This is a genomic window from Streptomyces sp. UC4497, assembly GCF_054871485.1.
The window spans coordinates 38,568-59,936 of the sequence record NZ_JBTYHB010000005.1; the positions used below are offsets into that span (position 1 = coordinate 38,568).

Sequence of the window (21,369 nt, forward strand, 5' to 3'; positions counted from 1 at the left end):
GGCCGCCGCACTCACTGCTCCACCGGCCGCGGCCGCCGCCCCTACTCTCCGGACTCTCCGGACTGCTCCGACGGCGCCGACGGGGCCCGCAGCGCGGCATAGCGCACGCAAGCCCGTTGCAGCTCCAACCGCTCGTCGTCCGGCAGGAGGCCGCCCTGGGCGAACTCCAGGAGATGCTGGGCCACCAGGTTCAGCTTGACGTTGGTGCGCTGCGACACGTCGCGCAGCACGCGCCACGCGTCCTCGGGCGGGATCCGGCCGAGGACGACGACCACGCCGATCGCCTGGTCCACGAGGGCGTGCGAGGTCACGGCCTGCTTGAGCTGCGCCACCTCGATCTGGAGGCGTTCGTGCTCCTTGGCGAGGTCGGTGGCGGACAGGAGGGTGAGCGGCCGCGTCGAGGACAACATGAAGAAGGCCATGGGGCCACCAGGTTCGGAAGCGGGAGCGGGCAGGACGTTCACCTTTCTCAGACTGCGACGGGAGCGCCGGCAGGCGCTCTCGACCCGTAGGGCCTGTCGTTTGGATCGGGCCGGGCTCGCGGGGCCCGGCCCGCACGCTCGCGGCGTTGTCGTCGGTCGCCGACGCTCCGCGTCGACTCCCTCCTCCGCCTTGCGATCGCACGCACCGGACCCCGCTCCCTGATCCGGCCCGATCCAAACGACAGGCCCTAGCCGCCACGGTACTTGGGCTGTGGAAGAGCCGACCTCTTGATGCTCGGGCCTTCCGCTCGAAACCCGCAGTCCTCTGAGCGAAGTGTCGGGCGGAGCTTCATCCAGTAAACGAAATGCGCAGGCGACCTCCCTCGCCGGTATGCGCCGTGGCAGAGGCCCCGGCGGCCGTCGTAAACTCACCGCACCGGGCATATTCAGTGAGGATTTTGCGGGGAGCGCGGCGCACATGGGCACACTGCATTTCGACAGCAGCGACCTAGAGGTCACCGAGGATTTTCTCAGTCGTCACTACGCTCGCATGCGCATCGGCAACGGCACCCCCGAGTCCAGCCGTGCGCGGATCCGGCGCGAGGAGATGCCGGGGGTGACCGTCGACGAACTCGACCTCGACTTCGACATGCGCTACGCGGTGACGCCACTTCAGAAGATCTGTCTGTGCCTCGTCCACGACGGCACCGTCCAGGATCACGCCTTCGGCGACGTCGAGGACGCCTTCGGCCCCGGCGACATGGTCTCCTTCGCCCCGCCCGAACTGCCCTACGAGGGGCGGATCTGCGCCGCCCGGTACAACATCACCATGCTCGACCCCGACCTCCTGAACCAGGTCGCGGCCACCGTCCCTGGAGCGGAGCCGGGACCGGTCCGGCTCATCGGGCACCGGCCGGTGTCGGCCGCCGCGGCCCAGCACTTGAAGCGGACCATCATCCACGTCCGCGACCACGTACTGGCCGACCCCGCGGTCGCCGCCGAGCCGCTGGTCACCTCGACCGCCGCCCAGCACCTGGCCGCGAGCGTGCTGCTGGCCTTCCCCAACACCGCGCTCATCCGGCCCACCGGGACGGACCGGCACGACGCCCACTCCGCGACGCTGCGGCGCGCCATCGCCCATATCGACGCGAACGCCCAGGAGCCGCTCACCGTCGCCGAGATCGCGGCGGCGTCCCATGTCACCGTCCGGGCGCTGCAATACGCCTTCCGGCGGCATCTGGACACCACGCCGCTGGCCTATCTGCGCCGGGTGCGGCTCGCGCACGCGCACGACGAGCTGCGGGATGCCGATCCGGCGAGCGCGACGGTCACCGCAATCGCCGCGCGGTGGGGCTTCCACCACTCCGGCCGCTTCGCCGCGCTCTACCGCGAGGCCTACGGACGCACCCCGCTCCAGACGCTGACCGGCACCTGAGACCTGCCGCGGCCCGGTGCGGGCGGCCTCCCCACACCTTAATCGTTCATATTCACGAACAACGATCACATACATAGCCGTTGACGCGGACACGACGCCAGCTCTACCGTCACGACGACCGCCCGCAGAAAGGGCTTTCCCCACCCTGATTATGGGACTCCGGGCGGCCACGTTCACGGATTCGAACCAGCCACGTTCACGCCCCCTGGAGACGAACGATGAACTTACGAGCCGCGAGACCCCTCGTCACCGTCACCTCCGCCGGCCTTCTGGCCGGCGCCCTCGTCGCCCTGTCCGGCAGCTCTGCCCAGGCCGCGACCACCCGCTACCAGGCCGAGACCTCCCCGGCCGTGTGCACCGGCGTCGTCGAGACCGAATGGTCCGGCTACACCGGCTCCGGCTACTGCAACGCCACCAACGCCAGTGGCGCGTATGCCCAGTTGACGGTGGACTCGCCCGCCGCGGGCACCGCCACCCTCACCATCCGCTACGCGAACGGCACCACCACCGCGCGGGCCACGGACATCGTGGTCAACGGCAGCACGGCGGCCTCGACCTCGTTCGCGGGCACCGGGGCGTGGACGACGTGGGCCACGAAGACCGTGACCGTGCCGGTCAAGGCGGGCAGCAACACGATCCGCCTCAACCCGACCGCCTCCGCCGGGCTCCCCAACATCGACTACGTGGACGTCGACGCGCCGGTCGGCGACACCACCACCCCGCCGGCGAGCGACGCCCTGTACGTGTCGCCGAGCGGGACCGACGGCGCGGCCGGCACCGAGTCCGCGCCCACCACGCTCACTTCGGCGATCAGCCGCGTCACCGCGGGCGGCACCATCTATCTGCGCGGCGGCACGTACGCGTACTCCTCGACGGTCACCATCCCCGAGGGCAAGAACGGCACCTCCTCCGCCCGCACCAAGCTGACCGCCTACCCCGGCGAGAAGCCGGTCCTCAACTTCTCCGCGCAGAGCGAGAGTTCGACCAACCGCGGGCTCGCCCTCAACGCCTCGTACTGGCACGTCAACGGGATCGTCGTGGAGCGCGCCGGGGACAACGGCATCTTCGTCGGCGGCAGCAACAACGTCATCGAGCGCACGGTGACCCGCTTCAACCGGGACACGGGGCTGCAGCTCGGCCGGATCGCGTCCACGACCCCGCAGTCGCAGTGGCCGGCCAACAACCTGATCGTGAGCGCCGAGTCGCACGACAACGCGGACTCGGACGGCGAGGACGCGGACGGGTTCGCCGCGAAGCTGACCACCGGCGCGGGCAACGTCTTCCGCTACGCCGTCTCGCACCACAACATCGACGACGGCTGGGACCTCTACACCAAGTCCGACACGGGCCCCATCGGCCCGGTGACCATCGAGGACTCCCTCTCGTACAACAACGGCACGCTGAGCGACGGCACCGTGAACGCGAACGGCGACCGCAACGGGTACAAGCTCGGTGGCGAGGACATCGGCGTCAACCACATCGTGCGGCGCAGCATCGCGTACAAGAACGGCAAGCACGGGTTCACGTACAACAGCAACCCGGGCTCCATGGCGGTGTCGAACAACCTCAGCATCGACAATCCGCAGCGCAACTTCGCCTGGGACGAGGGAACTTCGGTGTTCCGCTCCAACACCTCGTGCCGGTTCTCGGTCTCCGGGTCGAACGACAAGACCGTCGGCAACGCGGACTCCACGAACCAGTTCTGGACCGGCACCAACGGTTCGCGCTGCGCCTCCTACAGCGGCGCGCTCGCCTGGTCGTACGCGGCGGACGGCAAGCTCGTCGTGACCCTCGGCGGCAAGCAGGTCTCCCTGTAGCCACGCGTCACCCGACTCGCCCCTTCCCTGGGGCGGGTCGGCTCGGCGTACCGGCACGATGGGGCCACAAGGCCTCTTCGTGCGCGGCCGGTGGGGCGGCAGACTGGCGGCGCCGAGTACTCTCTGCCGCTACCGATGGAGCTGCCATGGCGAAGGATCTTTCCAAGCACCAGGCCGCAGCGCTCGACGCGCACTGGCGGGCCGCCAACTATCTCGCGGCGGGCCAGATCTACCTCCTCGACAACCCACTCCTCACCGAGCCGCTTGTCCCCGAGCACATCAAGCCGCGCCTTCTCGGCCACTGGGGCACCTCCCCGGGCCTCAACCTCGTGCACACCCACCTCAACCGTGTCATCAAGGAGCGCGGCATCGACGCCCTGTGCGTCTGGGGCCCCGGCCACGGCGGGCCCGCCGTGCTCGCGAACTCCTGGCTGGAGGGCACGTACTCGCAGGTCTATCCGGACGTCTCTCGGGACGCCGCAGGCATGGGGCGGCTGTTCAAGCAGTTCTCCTTCCCCGGCGGGGTGCCCAGCCATGTCGCGCCCGAGACGCCCGGCTCGATCCACGAGGGCGGTGAGCTCGGCTACTCCCTCGCGCACGCCTACGGCGCCGCCCTCGACAACCCGGAGCTGCTGGTCGCCTGCGTGATCGGCGACGGCGAGGCGGAGACCGGGCCGCTCGCGACCTCCTGGCACGCGAACAAGTTCCTCGATCCGGTGCACGACGGGGCCGTGCTGCCGATCCTGCACCTCAACGGCTACAAGATCGCCAACCCGACCGTGCTCGCCCGCATCCCCGACGCCGAGCTCGACGAGCTGCTGCGCGGATACGGGCACGAGCCGCTGCACGTGACCGGCGACGACCCGCTGCGGGTCCACCGCGACCTGGCCCGCACCATGGACCAGGCCCTCGACCGCATCGCCCGCATCCAGCGCGAGGCCCGCGAGGGCAGGACGAAGGAACGCCCGCGCTGGCCGATGATCGTGCTGCGTACGCCGAAGGGCTGGACGGGCCCGGGAACCGTGGACGACGAACCCGTCGAGGGCACGTGGCGCTCCCACCAGGTGCCGCTGCCCGGCGTCCGCGAGAACCCGGACCACCTGCGGCAGTTGGAGGCGTGGCTGCGCTCCTACCGCCCCGAGGAACTCTTCGACGCCGAGGGCCGCCCCACCGAGCAGGTCCTCTCGTACGTGCCCGAGGGCACCCGGCGCCTCGGCGCCACGCCGCACGCCAACGGCGGGCTGCTCACCCGCAAACTGCCGATCGCCCCGCTGGAGCGCTTCGCCGTCCCCGTCGACAAGCCGGGCACCGCGCTCCACGAGCCCACCCGGGTGCTCGGCGATCTGCTGGCCCAGATCATGCGGGACACCGCGGACCGCCGCGACTTCCGCATCGTCGGCCCCGACGAGACGGCGTCCAACCGCCTCCAGGCCGTCTACGAGGCCACCGGAAAGGCCTGGCAGGCGGGCACGCTCCCCACCGACGAGGACCTGGCGCACGACGGCCGCGTGATGGAGGTGCTGTCCGAGCACCTCTGCCAGGGCTGGCTGGAGGGCTACAACCTCACCGGAAGGCACGGCCTGTTCTCCTGCTACGAGGCGTTCGTGCACATCGTCGACTCGATGGTCAACCAGCACATCAAGTGGCTGAAGACCTCGCGGGAACTGCCGTGGCGAGCCCCGCTGCCCTCCCTCAACTACCTGCTGACCTCGCACGTCTGGCGCCAGGACCACAACGGCTTCTCGCACCAGGACCCCGGCTTCGTCGACCACGTCCTCAACAAGAGCCCCGACGTCGTACGGGTCTATCTGCCGCCGGACGCCAACACGCTGCTGTCCGTGGCCGAGCACGTGCTGAACAGCCGGGACTACGTCAATGTCGTGGTGGCCGGAAAGCAGCCGTGCTTCGACTGGCTGTCCCTGGACGCGGCCCGTGCCCACTGCGCGCGCGGCGCCGGGGTGTGGGAGTGGGCGGGCACCGAGGACGGCAGCCGCGAGCCGGACGTCGTCCTCGCGTGCGCGGGCGACGTGCCGACGCAGGAAGTCCTCGCCGCGGCGGGCCTGTTGCGCACCCACCTGCCAGATCTCGCCGTGCGCGTCGTGAACGTCGTCGACATGACGCGGCTGCTGCCCAAGGACGAACACCCGCACGGGATGCCGGACTTCGAGTACGACGCGCTGTTCACGGCCGACAAGCCGGTGATCTTCGCGTACCACGGCTACCCGTGGCTGATCCACCGCCTCGCGTACCGCCGCACCGGCCATGCCCATCTGCACGTGCGCGGCTACAAGGAGTCGGGCACCACGACCACGCCGTTCGACATGGTCGTGCGCAACGACCTCGACCGGTACCGGTTGGTCATGGACGTCATCGACCGGGTGCCGGGGCTCGCCGTGCGGGCCACGGCGGTGCGCCAGACGATGGCCGACGCCCGCACGCGGCACCGCGCGTGGATCCGCGAGCACGGCACGGACCTTCCCGAGGTCGCGAACTGGTCGTGGGCAGGGTGAGGGGGTCCGGTCCCCTCAGTTCTGGCCGCCCGTGAACCAGTCGGCGAGTTCGGGCGCGACCCGTGCCACCGTCACCGGCTGCCCGTCGGCCCGCAGCGACTGGGTGGCGGCGACGCCCGCCGCCACCGCCTCGCGGGCCGCCACGGGGCTGGTGTCGGTGGCGCCGCCCTCGCGCACGAAGCGCAGGAACTCGGCGACGAGCAGCGGGTCGGAGCCGCCGTGCCCGCCCTCGCCGGGCGAGGGCATCGGGACGACGAGGTCGGCGTCGGCGCGGTAGCCGCTGCGCCGCTTCCAGACGCGGACCTCGGCGCTCTCGCCGTGGTCGCCGAAGTTCTCCAGGCGGCCCTCGGTGCCGATGACCGTGTAGTTGCGCCAGTAGTCGGGCGTGTAGTGGCACTGCTGGTAGCTGGCGTGGATGCCGCCTTCGAGGCGCATCACCATCATGGAGAGGTCCTCGACGTCGACGACCGGGTTGAGCCCGGTGAGGGACTTCGGGGGCCAGTTGTTCTCTGGGTCGTACCAGTCGGGCATGGTGGCGCCGGGCGCCTGCCCCGAGCGGTCGGCGATGTCCCCGTACACGGTGAGCCCGCCGAGCGCGCTGACCCGCTCCGTGTAGGCGCCGGCCAGCCAGTGGATGACGTCGAGGTCGTGGGCGCCCTTCTGGAGGAGCAGTCCCGTGGTGTTGCGGCGGTCGGCGTGCCAGTCCTTGAAGTAGAAGTCGCCGCCGTGCCCGACGAAGTGGCGGCACCACACGGCCTTGACCTCGCCGATCTCGCCGCGCTCGATGAGCTCGCGCATGACGCGGACCACGGGCATGTGCCGCATGTTGTGGCCCACGTAGAGCCGGGAGCCGGAGGTGCGGGCGGCCTCCAGGACGCGGTCGCAGCCCTCGGTGGTGATGGCGAGCGGCTTCTCGACGAAGACGGCGACACCGGCTTCGAGGAGGTCGACGGCGAGCTCCTCGTGGGTGTGGTCGGGCGTGATGACGAAGACGGCGTCCAGGTCCTCGGCGTCCACCATCGCCCGGTGGCCCTCGTAGGTGTGCACGTCGTCGCCGAACCACTCGCGGGCCCGGTCGAACATGCCGGGCGAGATGTCGGCGACGGCCACCACGGCGGAGCCCTCGCCGGGGTGGTGGGCCTCGCGGGCGACGGTGGCGCGCAGGCCGAGCCCGATGACACCGAGGCGGAGGTCGCGGGTGTGCGCGTGGGTGTGCGGCTCTTGCGTACGGATGTCGGTGGTCATGCGTGGTTCAGCCCTTCATGCCGGAGAAAGCGATGCCCTGGATGAACTGGCGCTGCATCGCGACGAACACCACGATCACCGGGAGCGTGGCGAGCAGGGACCCGGCCATCAGCACCGGGTACTCGGTGAGATGGGCGCCCTGGAGCGAGGCCAGGCCCGCCGACAGCGGCATCTTCGCCGGGTCGGTGTTGACGATCATCGGCCACATCAGGTCGTTCCAGGACCACAGGAACGTCAGGATGCCGAGCGCGAGCAGGCCGGGGCGGGCCAGCGGCAGCGCGATGCGCCAGAAGACGGTGAAGGGGTTGGCGCCGTCGAGCCGGGCCGCCTCCTCCACCTCCTCCGGGAGCCCCATGAAGAACTGGCGCAGCAGGAAGGTGCCGAACGCGGAGAACATGCCGGGCACGACGAGCGCCTGCATGGAGTCGAGCCAGCCGAGGTTCTGCATGATCTGGTACTGCGGCAGCAGGAAGAGCTGTCCCGGCACCATGAGAACGGCGAGGAACCCGAGGAAGATCGGCCCGCGCCCCGGGCAGCGGATGCGGGCGAAGGCGTACGCGGCCATCGAGCACAGCAGGATCTGGGCGGCGGTTCGCAACAGCGCCATGACGAGCGTGTTCACGAACTGCCGGCCGAACGGGACGCCGTCGAAGACCTTGGCGTAGTTCGTGAAGTCCCAGTGCGCGGGCAGGATCGTCGGCGGCACGCGCACGGACTCGCCGAAGGTCTTGAACGAGGTCAGCAGCTCCCACAGCAGCGGGAACACGGTGATCACGGCGCCGAGGATCAACAGGACATGGGCGGGCCAGAGCCGCCCTTCGCGCGCGACGGCCTTACGCATAGTGGACCCACTTCTTCTGCAGCCGGAACTGGACGGCGGTCAGCGCCATGATGAGGACGAACAGCACGCACACGATGGCCGCGCCGTAGCCGCGCTGGTTGTCGAAGAACGCCTTCTGGAAGAAGAGCATCACGACGGTCTGCCCCTCGCCGTAGGCGGGGTTCTGCAGCGCGTTCTGGGTGTTGGCGCCGATGATCAGGTAGACGAGGTCGAAGACCTGGAGCGACTGGATCACCGAGAGCACGGTGGTGAAGAACAGCGTGGGGCTCAGCAGCGGCATGGTGACCGAGAAGAACTGCCGTACGCGGCCCGCGCCGTCGAGGGCGGCGGCCTCGTAGTAGTCGCCGGGGATGGACTGCAGTCCGGCGAGCAGCAGGATCATGTTGTACCCGACGGTCATCCACACACCGACGACGGCGACCGCGAAGCGGATGGTGTGCGGGTCGGACACCCAGTGGGTGCCGTCGATGCCGATCGTGGACAGCGCGTGGTTGAGGATGCCTGCGTCGCCGTTGTAGAGCCAGCGCCAGACGACGGCGACCGCGGCGGGCATGGTGACGACGGGAAGGAAGTAGAGGGTGCGGTAGATGCCGGTGCCGCGCAGTCCCTTCAGGTTGAGCAGTACGGCGATCAGCATCGAGAGCGGGATGCCGAGGAGGACGAGTCCGGTGTAGACGGCGGTGTTGCCGAGGGACTGCCAGAACTCCGGGTCGCCCACGAGGGTGCGGTAGTTGGCGGCCCCGATCCAGGTCGTCCCGCCGAAGGGGCCCCATTCGGTGAAGCTGTAGTACAGCGTCTGCACCACGGGCCACAGGTAGAAGACGGCGAGGCCGAGCCCGGCCGGGGCGATGAGCGCGTAGCCCCACCACTTGTCGCGGTGCCGGAAGCGGCGCTCGCGACGCTTCAACTCCCGCTGGTTCATTGACTGTTGGTGACTTCGCTGCGCGGGAACCGCGGCTCTCGGCTGTGTGTCGACGCTCATCAGGCCCTGCCCTTCCTCTCCTGCGCGAGCAGCTGGTTCATGGCGTCCGCGAGGGAGTCCGTGGCGGAGTCGAGGCTCTCGACACCGCTCCACGCCTTGGCGAGCCACATCTGTTCCTTGTGCTGCCAGGCGGCACTGTTGGCGGAACCGGGGAAGGGCACCGCGTAGTCGAGCGCGTCGAGGTGTGCCGTCAGGTTGAAGCGCGGCATCCCGGCGGCCCACGGCTTCGCGGTGCCGTTGCGGGCGGGGATGGCGGTGCCGTACTTGCCCTGGAGGAGGGAGATGCGTTCGGTGCCGAGGAAGCGGACGAAGTCGCGGGCGAGTTCGGGGTTCGGTGTGCGGGCGTACACGACGTTGGCGAGGCCGTGCAGCACGGTGGCGCGGTGCTTGCCCCTGGGCATCGGCGCGACGTCGACCTTGGCCCGCAGCTCGCGGTCCGCGTAGAAGGTGGCGGCGTTGTAGGACGCCTCGTAGGTCATGGCCAGCGTGCCCGACTGGAACATCTGGGTGGGGTCGGTGTCGGTCATCTGCTGGAGGGTGGGCGAGGAGCGGTAGCGGTGGATCAGGTCGACCCACAGCCGCAGGCCTTCGCGGGTGCGCTCGTCGGCGTATCCGGAGCTCCGCTTGTCGTCGGAGATGACCCGGCCACCGGCCTGGGGTATGGAGTTGTAGTAGTTCTCCTGCGCGCGGACGGGCGCTCCCACCCCGTAGATCCCGCGCTTTCGGTCGGTGAGCCGCTGGGAGTGCTCGATGAGGTCCTGCCAGGTCCAACTGCCGTCCGGGTACGGCACCTTGGCGCGGTCGAAGAGTTCCTTGTTGTACCAGAGGGCGACGGTGTCGAAGTCCTTCGGAGCGCCGTACTGGGTGCCCTTCCAGCGGTAGAGGGAGACCAGATCGGCCGGGAAGTCGGCGGTCCGCAGCACGGCGTCGCCGCCCTCGGTGTCCAGGGGGAGCAGCTGCCCTGCGTCCGCGTACATGCCGAAGTTGGGCCCGTTCATCCAGAACACGTCGGGCGCGGAGCCGCCGGTGCAGGCGGTGCGCAGCTTCGTCCAGTACGTGCCGTTCGGGGTCAGCTGGACGTCGACGCTCACGCCCGGCCGCGCCCGCTCGAAGGCCCGGGCCGCGCGCTGCATGGCAGGCAGTTGGTAGACGTCCCAGACGCCGTACGTGAGATGGCCGCGCCGCGCGTCGCCGCCGGCGGCGTCCGAGGCGTTCGACGAGGAGGGGCCGCAGCCGGACGCGAGCGGCGCCGCCGCGAGTGTCGTGGCGGCCGCGGCGAGGAGAGAGCGCCTGCGCACAGGGAGCCTTCCTGGTGAAGGGTCGACCGGAATGCAAGGACGCTATTTGCTCGAAGTTGATGGGTCAAGGCTTGTTTCGATCACCTTTAAGCAATGACGGGAGCGAACGGGAAGAATCCGGGCACGCGACGGTCGGCAGGAGTCGAGGTGTCACCCGGCGCGGGCGACGTACGTCCGGGCGGAAGGCCCGACAGTGCCCGGGCAGGAGTGCTTGTCCCCCGTCCCGGGAGGGCGTTGTCATGACGATCACGGATGCCGCCCGGCCCCTCGCGGGCCGGATCGTGCAGCAGCTGATGCACGTCACCATCCTGGACATGGCGACACGCCTCGCGGCACAGGCGTTCCTGGCCGCCCTGCCGATGCTCATCGCCCTCGCCTCGTTCTTTCCGCAGCCGGTGCGGCACGAACTCCTGCGCTCCCTGCGTACGTTGTTCGGGGCGTCCGGGTCGGCCGTGGCGCAGGCCGAGCGGCTGACCAAGGGAGGCGACGTCGCCCTGCACAGTTGGGGCGCGGCCGGCGTGCTGGTCGCGCTGCTCTCGGCCACGGCGTTCGCCCGGGCGCTTCAGCGGCTGTGCGAGCGTGCCTGGGACGTGCCGCGCTCCGGGGTGCGCATCGTGGCGTGGCGGTGGGCGGTGTGGCTGCTCGTGTGGGTGGCGATGCTGATCGTGCAGGGCGCGCTGCTCCGGGCGTTCGGCGCGGGCGCCGTCATCGGCTACCCCTTGCAGTTCGCGGCGGCCGCCCTGATGTGGTGGTGGACCCAGCATCTGCTGCTCGCCGGCCGGGTGCCGTGGCTGCCGCTGCTCCCGGGGGCGGTGCTGACCGGGGCGGGAGTGGTGGCGTTCTGCGGGGTGTCGGGGCTGTGGCTGCCGCGTGCGCTGCGGATGAGCACGGACCGCTACGGGGCGCTCGGTTCGGTGTTCACCGTGCTGTCCTGGCTGATCGTGTTCTTCACCGTGGTGGTGTTCGGCGTGGCCGTCGGACGCGTCCTCGCCCAGGAGGAGTTCCTGCGGCGCAGGTTCGGCGGTACGACGGCCACCGGCTCAGGCTGACGCCACCGTCACCCTGCCGTCCCGCGCGGCCGCGGCCAGCGCCTCGTGGTCCCGCTCGTTCTGGTCGGCGTAGGCCTCCGCGAAGCGGGCGAGCGCCTGGTCGAAGCGGTCGGAACGGCCCAGGTAGGCGGCGATGGCGACACGGTCTCCGGAACGGGCGTGGGCGCGGGCCAGCGTCGCTCCGCACGCCCGACCGAACAGGCCCATGACGCGCGGAGTCATCAGGTCCGCCTGCGGAATCACCTTCCAGTCCCTCAACTGCCGCACATAGAAGTCGCGTTGCTCCCCGTCGATCCCTTCCACCCGCTCCCAGCCGAGGAACATGTCACCGGCCGCCTGCATGAGGCGCTGCCCGACGACGACGCGTTCCCCCTGGTTGTCGTGGTCGCTCTGCCCCGCGAATTCCGCGAGCACGGACGTACCCGCCTCCTTCGCCTGCAACAACAGCGGGTCCCGGTCGTCGCGGCCGAGCATCAGAATGATCCAGCAGCGGGTGCCGACACTGCCCACCCCGACCACTTTGCGCGCCATGTCGACGACCTGGTACTGGGCGAGCAGCGCCCTGCGTTCGGCGCTGAGCGTGCGCGCGTACCGTTCGACCAGGTCCATCAACTGCTCCTCCAGCTGCTTGCGTTCGACTCCCGGCAGCAGCTGGTCGAGCGGGGTGATCAGGGGCGGATCGGCGGCGATGCGCAGTTCGCCGTCGACGACGTGGGCGAGCTTGTCCAGGGCCTGCATGTGGTCATGGCTGCGGGCCTTGCCGAGCGCATGCGACATGCGCCGCTTGGTGCGGCCGTCCAGCTTCGCGGACACCGTGGCGTACAGCTCGTCCGCCTCGATCCGCGAGTACCACACGTCGAGCGTGCGCATCCCGGCGAACCGCTCCATCGACTGTCGGTACGAGGCCGCCATGATCTGCACCACGCGCTCCCGCTCCGTGCGGCCGAAGCCGTTGCCGCGGCCCGCGATGACGAGGCTGGCGGCGAGCCGCTTGACGTCCCACTCCCACGGCCCGCGCAGCGTCTCGTCGAAGTCGTTGACGTCGAACATCAGGTGCCGCTCCGGGGAGGCGAGCAGCCGGAAGTTCAACAGGTGCGCGTCCCCGCACAGTTGGGCGCGCATGCCGGTGACCGGGGTGTGCGACAGATCGGACGCCATGATCGCGGCGGCGCCCCGGAAGAACCGGAACGGTGACTCCAGCATGCGCCCGTAGCGGATCGGGATCAGCTCCTGGAGCCTGCTCGCCGACTGCTTCTCCAGGATGTCCACGGGGTCGGGGCGGTCGGCTGCGGGGGTGTAGGCGTCGTGTCCGGAGCGCGGGACCCGGGACCTCGCGGACCTGCCCGTGCTCGCCCGCTCGCGCGCGGTGCGGCGCCTGCTCGTCGTCTCGGTCATGGCGGAGCTCCCTTTCCTGGCTGTGCGGCTGTGCACACCGTGCGCCGGGCCGGGCGCCGCGACGTCACCCCGCCGGTGTGAGGTCGCCTCCCGGGGGTGAGTCCCCGGGGCTCCCCCGGCCGCAGACTGTCGGTCATGGAAGCGACGACACACCGGCGGACGACACAGCAGCGGGGGCAACGGTGGCTGGCGCGCGCGTCGCTGGCCGCCGCGGCGGCCGCCGTGCTGGTCCTGGCCGTCTTCGCGGGGCTGCGGACCTTCGCGCTGCTGGGCGCGGGGATCCTGGGGACGGCGGTCACGGCCGCCGCCGTGTGGTGGGTGCTCAGCAGGCGGGGCCCCGCGCGGTATCTGGCGCTGCTGCTGGCGCTCGCCGCGCCGGTCTGGGTGGTGGTCGAGTACGCCCGCGGGCACCTGGTGTGGGTGGTGCTGGTGTCGGGCGGCCTGTGGCTGCTCGCCGCGGCGGCGGGCCGGGCGGCGCTGGGGCCGCGCTCGTCCCCCGCCCCGATGCCCGAGACGGCGGCGCCCACGGTCCAGCGGCCGGTACTCATCATGAATCCGCGTTCGGGCGGCGGGAAGGTCGACCGCTTCGGGCTGCGCGCGAAGGCCGAGCAACTGGGCGCCGAGGTCGTGCTGTTGGAGGGTCCGGAGCCGGTCGACGTGGCGGCGCTGGCCCGTGCCCGCGCCGCCGCGGGGGCGGACCTCCTCGGCGTCGCGGGCGGCGACGGCACGCAGGCCCTCGTCGCCGACGTCGCCGCCGAACTCGGCCTGCCGTTCCTGGTGATCCCCGCGGGGACCCGCAACCACTTCGCCCTCGACCTGGGCCTGGACCGCGAGGACCCGTCGAAGGCGCTGGACGCGCTGTCCGACGGCGTGGAGCTGCGGGTCGACCTCGGCCGGGCGGGCGGCCTCCCGTTCGTCAACAACGTCTCGTTCGGGGCCTACGCCGAGGTGGTGCAGAGCCCGGCCTACCGCGACGGCAAGACCCGTACCACCCTCGAGCTGCTGCCCGACCTGCTCGCCCGGCACAAGGGCGCGGAGCTGACGGCACGGGTCGACGAGCACCAAGTGGCGGACCCGCAGGCGCTGTTGGTGAGCAACAACCCGTACGGCGCGCGGGACATCGCGGGCCTCGGCCGGCGCACCCGCCTCGACGGCGGGATCCTCGGCTGCGTCGGCGTGCGGGTCACGAGCGCCGCGCAGGCCGCGGGGCTGCTGCGGGGCGGCCGGTCCGCCGGCGTGACGACGCGGACCGCCTCCTCGGTGGTCGTCGACGCCGACCAGGACTCGATCCCCGTCGGCCTCGACGGCGAGGCGGTGCGCATGGACGTCCCCGTCCGCATCGAGGTGCGCCCCGGCGCGCTGCGGGTGATCGTGCCGAGGCAGCGCCCGGGAACGTACCGGGAACGCCCGCCGCTGGACTGGCGCGGGATCACGGGCCTTGCCCTGACGGTCCGGCGGCCCTGAGCCGCCGGGGCCCGTCGCCCCAGGTCAAGTCGGCCTAGGGCCTGTCTTCAAACTCCCGTCGTCGCCCGGAGGGCGGCCCGGCGGCGTCTGGTGCGTGCGATCGCAAGGCGCCGGAGAGTCCTAGTAGCGGAGCTACTCGGGCTTTTCGGCAACGCCGCGAGCGTGCGTGCCAGGCGTCGCCGGGCAGACGGGAGTTTGAAGACAGGCCCTAGAGCGGCGCCCCGTAGACCTTGTGCGCCTCACGGTGTCCGTACATGGCGAGGGCCCAGATCACGAGGATGTCGAGGGCGATGAGGATCGCCGACCACACGGGCTGGTACGGGGTGAAGAAGAAGTTCTCCAGCGCGCTCATCGCAGCGATGATCATGACGACGATCCGCGCCCAGGTGCGCCCGCTGAAGAGGCTGACCGCCGCGGCGAAGACGATGACCCCGGTGATCATCTGCACCCAGCCGCGGGCGTTGATGTCAAAGTCGAACGCGTAGTCGTCCTGCGCTTGGTAGAAGTTCTCGTTGAGTATCGCGGCGAGGCCGGCGATCGCGTGATAGGCGCCGATGATGCCCATCACGAACGCGGCGAAGACGACTCCCCCGACGACGCCCACGTTGGCGCGGGGTGCCGGTTCGGGCGCGCCGGAAGGGTCGGAGCGCGCCGGGCCCTGCGGCATCTGCTCGGTCATGTCGAACCTCCTCCTCGACGGCCCCGGCTCGATGGCCGCGGAGCCGATGGACCCGGAGCATGCGGCCGACGCCGCCCGGCCCGGTTCACCCGCAGCGGATGAGCCCCGCCCCCGGGCCCGGCTGTCACCCGTCCGAGGTGATGCCCAGGGCCGTGCGGTCGCCGGGACAATGGCATGCGGGGTGATGCTCGCACTGGAGGTGACGCCATGGGCGGTTCACACACGGGTCCGGGACCCGATCGGGCCGGAACGCCCTCCGGAGGCAGCGACTTCGAGATCCGCGTCAGGGGCAGGCTCGGCGATGCCTTCCGGTCGGCGTTCGGCGAGCTGACGGTCGTGCTGCGCCCCGCCGAGACGGTGCTGGTCGGCGCGGGACTCGACCAGGCCGCCCTGTACGGGATCCTCGACCGCATCCAGGGCCTCGGCCTCGAACTCCTCGAGGTCCGCCGGCTCCCGGGGCCACGCGATCCGAGGGAGTAGGGCCTGTCGTTTGGATCAGGCCCTAGCCGGGCGCACAGCCCCTTTCGGCCGCGCAACGGGCCGAACATCCCTGAAAACGGCGCGGAAGACCCCTTCCGCCCGGGTCGCGCGAGCCCCACCGTGGTGGGGTGATGCCCTCCACATGGGGAGGTGAGGGGCATGCCCACAGCACTGTGCCCACGCACGGTCGAAGATCCGGGAAACACGGGGCGCGCGTCCGCGCTGCGCCTTCAGCTCTGCTCGCTCGACCAGGAAGGTACGGCGGCGGCCGACGCCGCCCTGACGACCTGTCTGATGTGGGTCGCCGGGGTCCTCGTGGAGATCGCGGGGGACGTGGCGGATCCGCGGACCGCCGGTGCGCTGGTGCACCGGGCCTCGGACGCGCTCGCCGCGGTGCCGGCACCCGTCCCACCGGTCTCACCGGTCCCACGGAGAAACGGAACACTGCCGTCGCCGCAGCGGCTGACCGGCCGTGAACTCGCCGTGCTCCAACAGTTGCAGGAGGAGGTCTCGCTGCGGCAGATCGCCGACGATCTCTACGTCTCGTACAACACGGTCAAGAGCCACACGCGCGCCGTGTACCGGAAGCTGGGCGCGTGCTCGCGCGCCGAAGCGCTGGTCCGGGCAAGGGAGTTGGGGCTCGTCTGAGGCGCGCCGCCCGGCCCGGCGCGCTCACAGGATCTGGAGCTCGCGGGCCCGGCGTACCGCTGCCGAGCGGCGGGACACGGCCAGTTTGCGGTAGACGCTCTTGAGGTGTGTCTTCACCGTGTTGACCGAGAGGTAGAGCTCGTCCGCGATCTCCTCGGTGGTCATCATCTGCGCGAGCCGGCCGAGGACATCGCGTTCGCGTGCGCTGAGCCGCTCGGCGGGAACCTGCGCGAGCAGGTCCTGCTCGGCCGGTTCGGCGGCGTGGGCGCGGTGCGGCTGCGCGGGGTTCAGCAGCCGGGCACAGGTCGGCGCGACCGTCCGCTGCACCGTCTGCGGCAGCCGGGACACCGTCACCGCCTTCGCGACGGCGTCCGCGCCCCGGCCCCCGCGCTCCACCGTGCTCGCGATCCGGGCGACGATGCCGCCGATCTCGGCGAGGAACGTGTCGGAGCCCTTTCCCAACGCCGCTTCACAGTGGGCGAGTTCGTGCCGGGCCCGGACGGGCTCGCCGCGCGCCAGGGCGCCCCAGGCCCGCACGAGGTGCAGGGTGGCGCGCGAGGGCTCGCCCGCGGTCCACGGCGGCATCGGCGGCTGGACGGCCTGGGCGGTGAGCTCGTCCGCGGCCCGGAAACGGCCGCGCAGGGCCTCCAGGAGCGCGAGTTCGACGAGGCAGTCCCGGCGCAGCGCGCCGTTGCCCGCTGCGCCCGCCGCCTTCAGTCCCCGGGTGAGGGAGGCCTGGGCGGCCTTCAGGCTGCCGGCCCGCAGCTCTCCGCTGCCCCGCACGGTCAGGATGAGCGCCGGTATCTCGGGCCGCTCGGCCAGCAGGGTGTGGGGCACTTGCGGTGCCGCCGCCTCCGCGTCGGCCGCCGCTGCCCCCGCGCGGCGCGGATCGTGGCCGCGCAGCCGTTCCATCCGGATCACGCCGTGGGTGAGCCGGCACCGTGCGACGCGGTCGTCCTCCCCCTGCGGCAGCCGGTCCAGGAGTTCGGCGGCCCGCTCCAGGTTCCTGGTGCACGTCTGGTCGTCCCTGCGGGTCCTGGCGACGGCCGCCGCGAGCAGCGCGGACTCCGGTTCCTCCGCGGGCGGTTCGTCGGGCGGGTGCCGGCCCGTGTCGACGGGCAGCCGGGCCCTGGCCAGGCCGAGCACCTGCCCGATCGCGAGGTGGTGGACGATGAGCCGGGCCGCCTCGTCCCCGTCGCCCGCGGCGAACAGGTGCCGTACGGCGTCGGCGAGCAGACCGCACCCGGCGAGCCAGGAGGCGGCCGTGCGGTGCAGGGGCGCCACGAGTCCGGGCGTCTCGTGCCGCAGGCAGGTCCGCAGCACGTCGGCGAACATCTGGTGGCAGCGGTACCAGCCCTGCCCCACGGGCCGCAGGAAGGAGTTCTCCCGGACGAGTCCCGCGAACAGGGCTCCGTCGGTGTCGCCCGCGAGCTCGGCGGCCAGTTCGGCGTTCACCCGGTCCAGGATGCTCGTCGTCAGGAGGAGCCTGCGCATGCCGGGCGACTGCTGGTCGAGCACCTCCTCGACCAGGTAGCTGGAGATCGCCTCGTCGTCGCCCGCGAGCTCCGCCACGAACCGTTCGGGGTCGCCGCGCCGCTCCATGGACATCGCGGCCAGCCGAAGGCCCGCGGCCCAGCCGTCCGCGCGCCGCCGCAGCGTGCTCACCGTCTGCTTCGTCACGTCGATGCCGTGCTGGGCCAGGAGGGCCGTCGCCTCCCGGTCGTCGAAGGCGAGGTCCGCGGTGCGTACTTCGGCGACCTCGCTGGTGAGCCGCCCGCGGTACAGGTGCAGGGGCGGGTCGCGGCGGGCGAGCACCACGAGACGCAGCTTGTCGGGGGCGTGCCGCAGCAGGTGCGTGACGCCGCGGGCGATCGGCGAGTCGAGGGCGGGCTGGAAGTCGTCGAGGACGAGGACCGACGGCTCCGCCTCGCTGTTCAGGCAGGTGGCGAGGGTCGCGACGAGCAGCGGGCCGTCGTCGCTGGCGGCCGGTTCGGGCACCGTGACGCCCGCGGAGCGCAGCGCGCCGAACACCCGCTGCCAGAACACTCCGGGATGCTCGGCGGGCCCGTCGCAGGTGACCCAGGCGAGCGGCCAGGTCGGGCGCCGGGTGTGCGCCCACTCCAGGGCGAGGGCCGTCTTGCCCGCGCCCACCGGGCCGACCACCACGGTGAGCGGGCCCCGTACGCCCCTGGCCAGTTGGTCGGTGAGGCGGGGGCGCGGCACGATCCAGCCGGGCAGCGCGGGCACGGAGTCGCTCTGCTCCGCGCCGTGTTCGCCGTCCGGTGTGCGGTGTGACCACTCGGCCATGGTGCCCCCTCGCTCTCGCAGCGCAGTGGACCCGCCCCGTTGCGGCCAGTGTGGGGGCGGGGGCACTGCGTCCGGCACATGCCAAGCGCCATCTCACCCGGGTGAAGTTCCGGTGTGAGACGGCGCGTCGACAACGAGGGGGCCCGTGGGCCGTCCGGCGACTACTTGGACTGGAGAGCCTCGACCAGCTCCTCCTCCCGGTCCTTGGTGAGAGAGGTGTGGATCACGGTGGGGGCGAAGGGCCGCAGCGCTTCCTGCACCCGGTCCGGCGTGGTGCGCCTGACGAGCGTGAAGAGGGCGGCGCGGCCGGGTTCGAGGGCGCGCGCGGTCTCCTTGACGAAGGCGTCGTTGATGCCGATGTCGGTGAGCTTGCCCGCGGCGGCTCCGGTGGCCGCGCCCACGGCGGCGCCGAAGACGGGCATGAGGAAGAGCATTCCGAACAGCGCGCCCCACAGGGCGCCGCCTGCCGCGCCCGCTCCGGTGGTGCTGTGCGTCTGGTGGACGTGCAGTTTCCCGTCCATGGTGCGCCAGGCCACCACGGCGTCCTCGAGCTCCAGCAGCTCCTGCCGGGACAGCTCGCCGGCCAGGCGCAGCACCGATTCGGCCTTTTCCTTGTCCGAGAATCCGAGTACGACGAGTTCGGCCATCAGGTCCTCCTGGGACGGTTGCCGGGTTTGGGTACGGGAGTGGGTTTGGGGGCGACCGGATCGCCCAGGCGCTCGGCCGCGGCGGCGAGTTCGACGGCCACGGGCTCCAGGGCCTCCTGCGTGAGGAAGCCCTCGGCGACGGGCACCCCGCCCGCGTCCCTGACCGCCTTGCGCAGATGCTTCGCCCAGACGTGTTCGAGCATGATGTACGCCGCCGACGTGCCCGGGTCCTGGGCCTCGGCCATCTCCCTGATGTCGCCGGTGCTCAGCCCGAACGCGTTGCCCTCGGCCATGCTCGGATACGCGTCCTGCACGGCGCGGATCCGCTCCCGGGAGATTCCGAGCAGGGCGGCGACGGTCGCGCCCATCCCCTCCTGCTGGAAGTCGAGGGAGAACAGGCCACCACTGGGCTCCTTGCTGACGAAGAGCACATCGAGGACGCGGATCTGTTCGTTCGCCTCGAGGATCGCCAGTTCCTCGATGATGCGCCCCTCGAACTTGGCGTCCGGCCCGAACTCGATGGTGAGCAGTTGCACCGGTCCGATGACGGCCATGGCGTCTCCCTCCGATGGTCGACGGAATCTCCACCGGCATCACACCGTCGCCGCCCGCGCCACGCGTCACCCGCCGCAGGTGAGCAACACAACCCGGACCGCGGCGACGCTGGCCGCTGGAGGTGCCACGCCATGAGCGATGAACAGGCCCCCGGCCCCGGCGAAGCCGCGTCCGGCCCACCGTCCGCCACCGATTCGGAACTGGAACGGCTGCGCGCCGAGGTCGAGGTACTGCGTGATCGCGTCGGCAGCCAGCGCAGGCGCCACGCTCGGACGTTCGCGGTGCGGCGCACGATCGCCGCGATCCTGATCGCGCTCGTCGCGGTGCTCGCGGTCACCTCCGTGGTGGGCGGGTGGGGCGCGCGGACCACCCTGAACACGGACCGCTGGATCTCCACGGTCGGCTCGCTGCCCGAGGACCCGAAGGTGAACGCCGCGGTCTCCAAGTATCTGGCGGACGAGATCTTCGACCAGCTCGACGTGGAGCAGCGGCTGTCCGACGCGCTGCCACCGCGCGCCTCGTTCCTTGCCGGCCCGGTCACGGGGGCCGTGCACGACTTCATGCACGACAAGATCTCGGAGCTGATCGCGACCGAGCGGTTCCAGGAGCTGTGGCGGACCACGAACCGGTTCGCTCACGAGCGCATCGTCGCCCTCCTGGAGAAACGCAACGAGAACATCAAGGTGAAGGGCGACACGGTCACGCTCAACCTGCTGCCCGTGGTCAACAACCTGCTGGGCTCCCTGGAGACCGAGCTGCCGTCCGTCTTCGGCAAGAAGATCGACCTTCCGACGCTGTCCTCCGGTGAGCTGCCGCCCGGTCTGCACCAGCGGATCGAGAAGGCGATCGGGAGGGACCTGCCCGAGAACTTCGCGCAGATCCGCCTCTACAACCGGAACGAGCTGGGTCAGCTCCAGGACGCGGTCCTGCTGTTCAAGAAGGCCGTCATCGGACTGCTGATCGCCGTCCCGGTCCTCCTCGCCCTCTCTCTGTGGGTGTCGCCGAACCGCCGGCGCACCCTGCTCCAGCTCGGCCTGTGGCTGGTGGTGTCGGTCACGGTGCTGACGGCCGTACTGCGCGGCGTGCGCGATCAGTTGCTGGGCCAGATGCCGGAGGGTGTCTACCGCGACGGACTGCAATCGGCGCTGTGGACCATCTTCACGATGCTGCGGGAACGAGGCGATCAACTGCTGTGGCTCGGCGTCGCGATCGCCGTCCTCTGCTATCTGATCGGTCCCGGACGGCTGCCGTCCGCGCTGCGCCGGTGGACCGCGCAGGGCGCCCGCGCCACCGGCCACGGGATGGCCCGGGCAGGCGAACACCTGGGCAAGGACCGGCAGTTGAGGCCGTGGCTGGCCCGGCACGCGGACGTACTGCGCGTCGGCGGGGCCGTCGTGGCGGCCATCGTGTCGATCCTGCTGTCGTCGTGGACCGCACTGCTCGTCATCGCCGTGCTGCTCGCCGCGTACGAGATCGCGGTCACGCTCGCGGCCCGCGCCGGGAGCTCACCCCCGGAAGCCGGGAGCTCACCCCCGGAAGGTGAGGCGACCCCGCGACCCCCTGCCGAGACTGGCGCCCCGGGCTGACCCATGAGC

General features: G+C 71.2%; 18 protein-coding genes. 8 read left to right on the forward strand and 10 right to left on the reverse strand.

Annotation, left to right across the window (positions count from 1 at the left end; genetic code table 11):
• Positions 1-41 precede the first annotated feature (41 nt).
• A complete protein-coding gene (locus ACYSUO_RS09065; RefSeq protein WP_461775536.1) occupies positions 42-422 on the reverse strand; it encodes an ANTAR domain-containing protein in 381 nt (126 codons plus the stop codon).
• Between the two features lie 478 nt (positions 423-900).
• Between ACYSUO_RS09065 and ACYSUO_RS09070 the strand changes: the two genes are divergently transcribed.
• The 3 genes from ACYSUO_RS09070 to ACYSUO_RS09080 all read left to right on the forward strand — a co-directional run bounded on the left by ACYSUO_RS09070 (position 901) and on the right by ACYSUO_RS09080 (position 6,184).
• Entirely contained in the window at positions 901-1,857 is a 957-nt protein-coding gene (locus ACYSUO_RS09070; protein ID WP_461775537.1) for a helix-turn-helix transcriptional regulator, read from the forward strand.
• 218 nt (positions 1,858-2,075) lie between these two features.
• Positions 2,076-3,674, forward strand: coding sequence for a carbohydrate-binding protein (locus tag ACYSUO_RS09075; RefSeq protein WP_461775538.1), 1,599 nt, complete (start codon positions 2,076-2,078; stop codon positions 3,672-3,674).
• A 146-nt stretch (positions 3,675-3,820) separates the two neighbouring features.
• The gene (locus ACYSUO_RS09080) at positions 3,821-6,184 is read left to right on the forward strand and encodes a phosphoketolase family protein (protein ID WP_461775539.1); all 2,364 of its coding nucleotides are present in this window, start codon (positions 3,821-3,823) and stop codon (positions 6,182-6,184) included.
• A 15-nt stretch (positions 6,185-6,199) separates the two neighbouring features.
• On the opposite strand, the gene ACYSUO_RS09085 is transcribed toward ACYSUO_RS09080, so the two are convergent.
• Genes ACYSUO_RS09085 through ACYSUO_RS09100 form a run of 4 tightly spaced genes read right to left on the reverse strand, consistent with a single transcriptional unit; the run spans position 6,200 to position 10,550 of the window.
• A complete protein-coding gene (locus ACYSUO_RS09085; RefSeq protein ID WP_461775540.1) occupies positions 6,200-7,429 on the reverse strand; it encodes a Gfo/Idh/MocA family protein in 1,230 nt (409 codons plus the stop codon).
• A 7-nt stretch (positions 7,430-7,436) separates the two neighbouring features.
• Positions 7,437-8,270, reverse strand: coding sequence for a carbohydrate ABC transporter permease (locus tag ACYSUO_RS09090; RefSeq protein ID WP_461775541.1), 834 nt, complete (start codon positions 8,268-8,270; stop codon positions 7,437-7,439).
• Complete coding sequence (locus tag ACYSUO_RS09095) at positions 8,263-9,192, reverse strand: carbohydrate ABC transporter permease (RefSeq protein WP_461775542.1); 930 nt, start codon at positions 9,190-9,192, stop codon at positions 8,263-8,265. Before ACYSUO_RS09095 ends, ACYSUO_RS09090 begins: the two co-directional genes overlap by 8 nt.
• Positions 9,193-9,251: 59 nt before the next feature.
• Entirely contained in the window at positions 9,252-10,550 is a 1,299-nt protein-coding gene (locus ACYSUO_RS09100) for an ABC transporter substrate-binding protein (RefSeq protein WP_461775543.1), read from the reverse strand.
• A 239-nt stretch (positions 10,551-10,789) separates the two neighbouring features.
• Between ACYSUO_RS09100 and ACYSUO_RS09105 the strand changes: the two genes are divergently transcribed.
• Complete coding sequence (locus tag ACYSUO_RS09105) at positions 10,790-11,599, forward strand: YhjD/YihY/BrkB family envelope integrity protein (protein WP_461775544.1); 810 nt, start codon at positions 10,790-10,792, stop codon at positions 11,597-11,599.
• Here ACYSUO_RS09105 and ACYSUO_RS09110 read toward each other — a convergent pair.
• Positions 11,591-12,994 (reverse strand): DUF2252 domain-containing protein, encoded by a 1,404-nt coding sequence (locus tag ACYSUO_RS09110; protein WP_461775545.1) that lies wholly within the window; start codon positions 12,992-12,994, stop codon positions 11,591-11,593. The two genes, ACYSUO_RS09105 and ACYSUO_RS09110, sit on opposite strands and share 9 nt — an antisense overlap.
• Before the next feature lie 135 nt (positions 12,995-13,129).
• Between ACYSUO_RS09110 and ACYSUO_RS09115 the strand changes: the two genes are divergently transcribed.
• Positions 13,130-14,458, forward strand: coding sequence for a diacylglycerol/lipid kinase family protein (locus tag ACYSUO_RS09115; protein WP_461775546.1), 1,329 nt, complete (start codon positions 13,130-13,132; stop codon positions 14,456-14,458).
• Positions 14,459-14,666: 208 nt separating this feature from the next.
• On the opposite strand, the gene ACYSUO_RS09120 is transcribed toward ACYSUO_RS09115, so the two are convergent.
• Positions 14,667-15,137, reverse strand: a complete 471-nt coding sequence (locus tag ACYSUO_RS09120; protein WP_461775547.1) for a DUF7144 family membrane protein — start codon at positions 15,135-15,137, stop codon at positions 14,667-14,669.
• A gap of 207 nt (positions 15,138-15,344) precedes the next feature.
• On the opposite strand from ACYSUO_RS09120, the gene ACYSUO_RS09125 reads away from it, so the two are divergent.
• A complete protein-coding gene (locus ACYSUO_RS09125) occupies positions 15,345-15,617 on the forward strand; it encodes a hypothetical protein (RefSeq protein WP_426905291.1) in 273 nt (90 codons plus the stop codon).
• Between the two features lie 159 nt (positions 15,618-15,776).
• The gene (locus ACYSUO_RS09130) at positions 15,777-16,265 is read left to right on the forward strand and encodes a helix-turn-helix transcriptional regulator (protein WP_461775548.1); all 489 of its coding nucleotides are present in this window, start codon (positions 15,777-15,779) and stop codon (positions 16,263-16,265) included.
• 24 nt (positions 16,266-16,289) lie between these two features.
• Here the strand turns inward: ACYSUO_RS09130 and ACYSUO_RS09135 are convergent, their stop codons facing one another.
• The 3 genes from ACYSUO_RS09135 to ACYSUO_RS09145 all read right to left on the reverse strand — a co-directional run bounded on the left by ACYSUO_RS09135 (position 16,290) and on the right by ACYSUO_RS09145 (position 19,773).
• Complete coding sequence (locus ACYSUO_RS09135; protein WP_461775549.1) at positions 16,290-18,572, reverse strand: LuxR C-terminal-related transcriptional regulator; 2,283 nt, start codon at positions 18,570-18,572, stop codon at positions 16,290-16,292.
• A gap of 161 nt (positions 18,573-18,733) precedes the next feature.
• Positions 18,734-19,219: a DUF1269 domain-containing protein gene (locus ACYSUO_RS09140; protein ID WP_461775550.1), complete on the reverse strand. Its 486-nt coding sequence runs from the start codon at positions 19,217-19,219 to the stop codon at positions 18,734-18,736.
• Entirely contained in the window at positions 19,219-19,773 is a 555-nt protein-coding gene (locus ACYSUO_RS09145) for a DUF1269 domain-containing protein (RefSeq protein ID WP_461775551.1), read from the reverse strand. Before ACYSUO_RS09145 ends, ACYSUO_RS09140 begins: the two co-directional genes overlap by 1 nt.
• Positions 19,774-19,905: 132 nt before the next feature.
• Here ACYSUO_RS09145 and ACYSUO_RS09150 point away from each other — a divergent pair, with 132 nt between their 5' ends.
• Positions 19,906-21,360, forward strand: coding sequence for a hypothetical protein (locus ACYSUO_RS09150; RefSeq protein ID WP_461775552.1), 1,455 nt, complete (start codon positions 19,906-19,908; stop codon positions 21,358-21,360).
• The last annotated feature ends 9 nt before the right edge of the window (positions 21,361-21,369 follow it).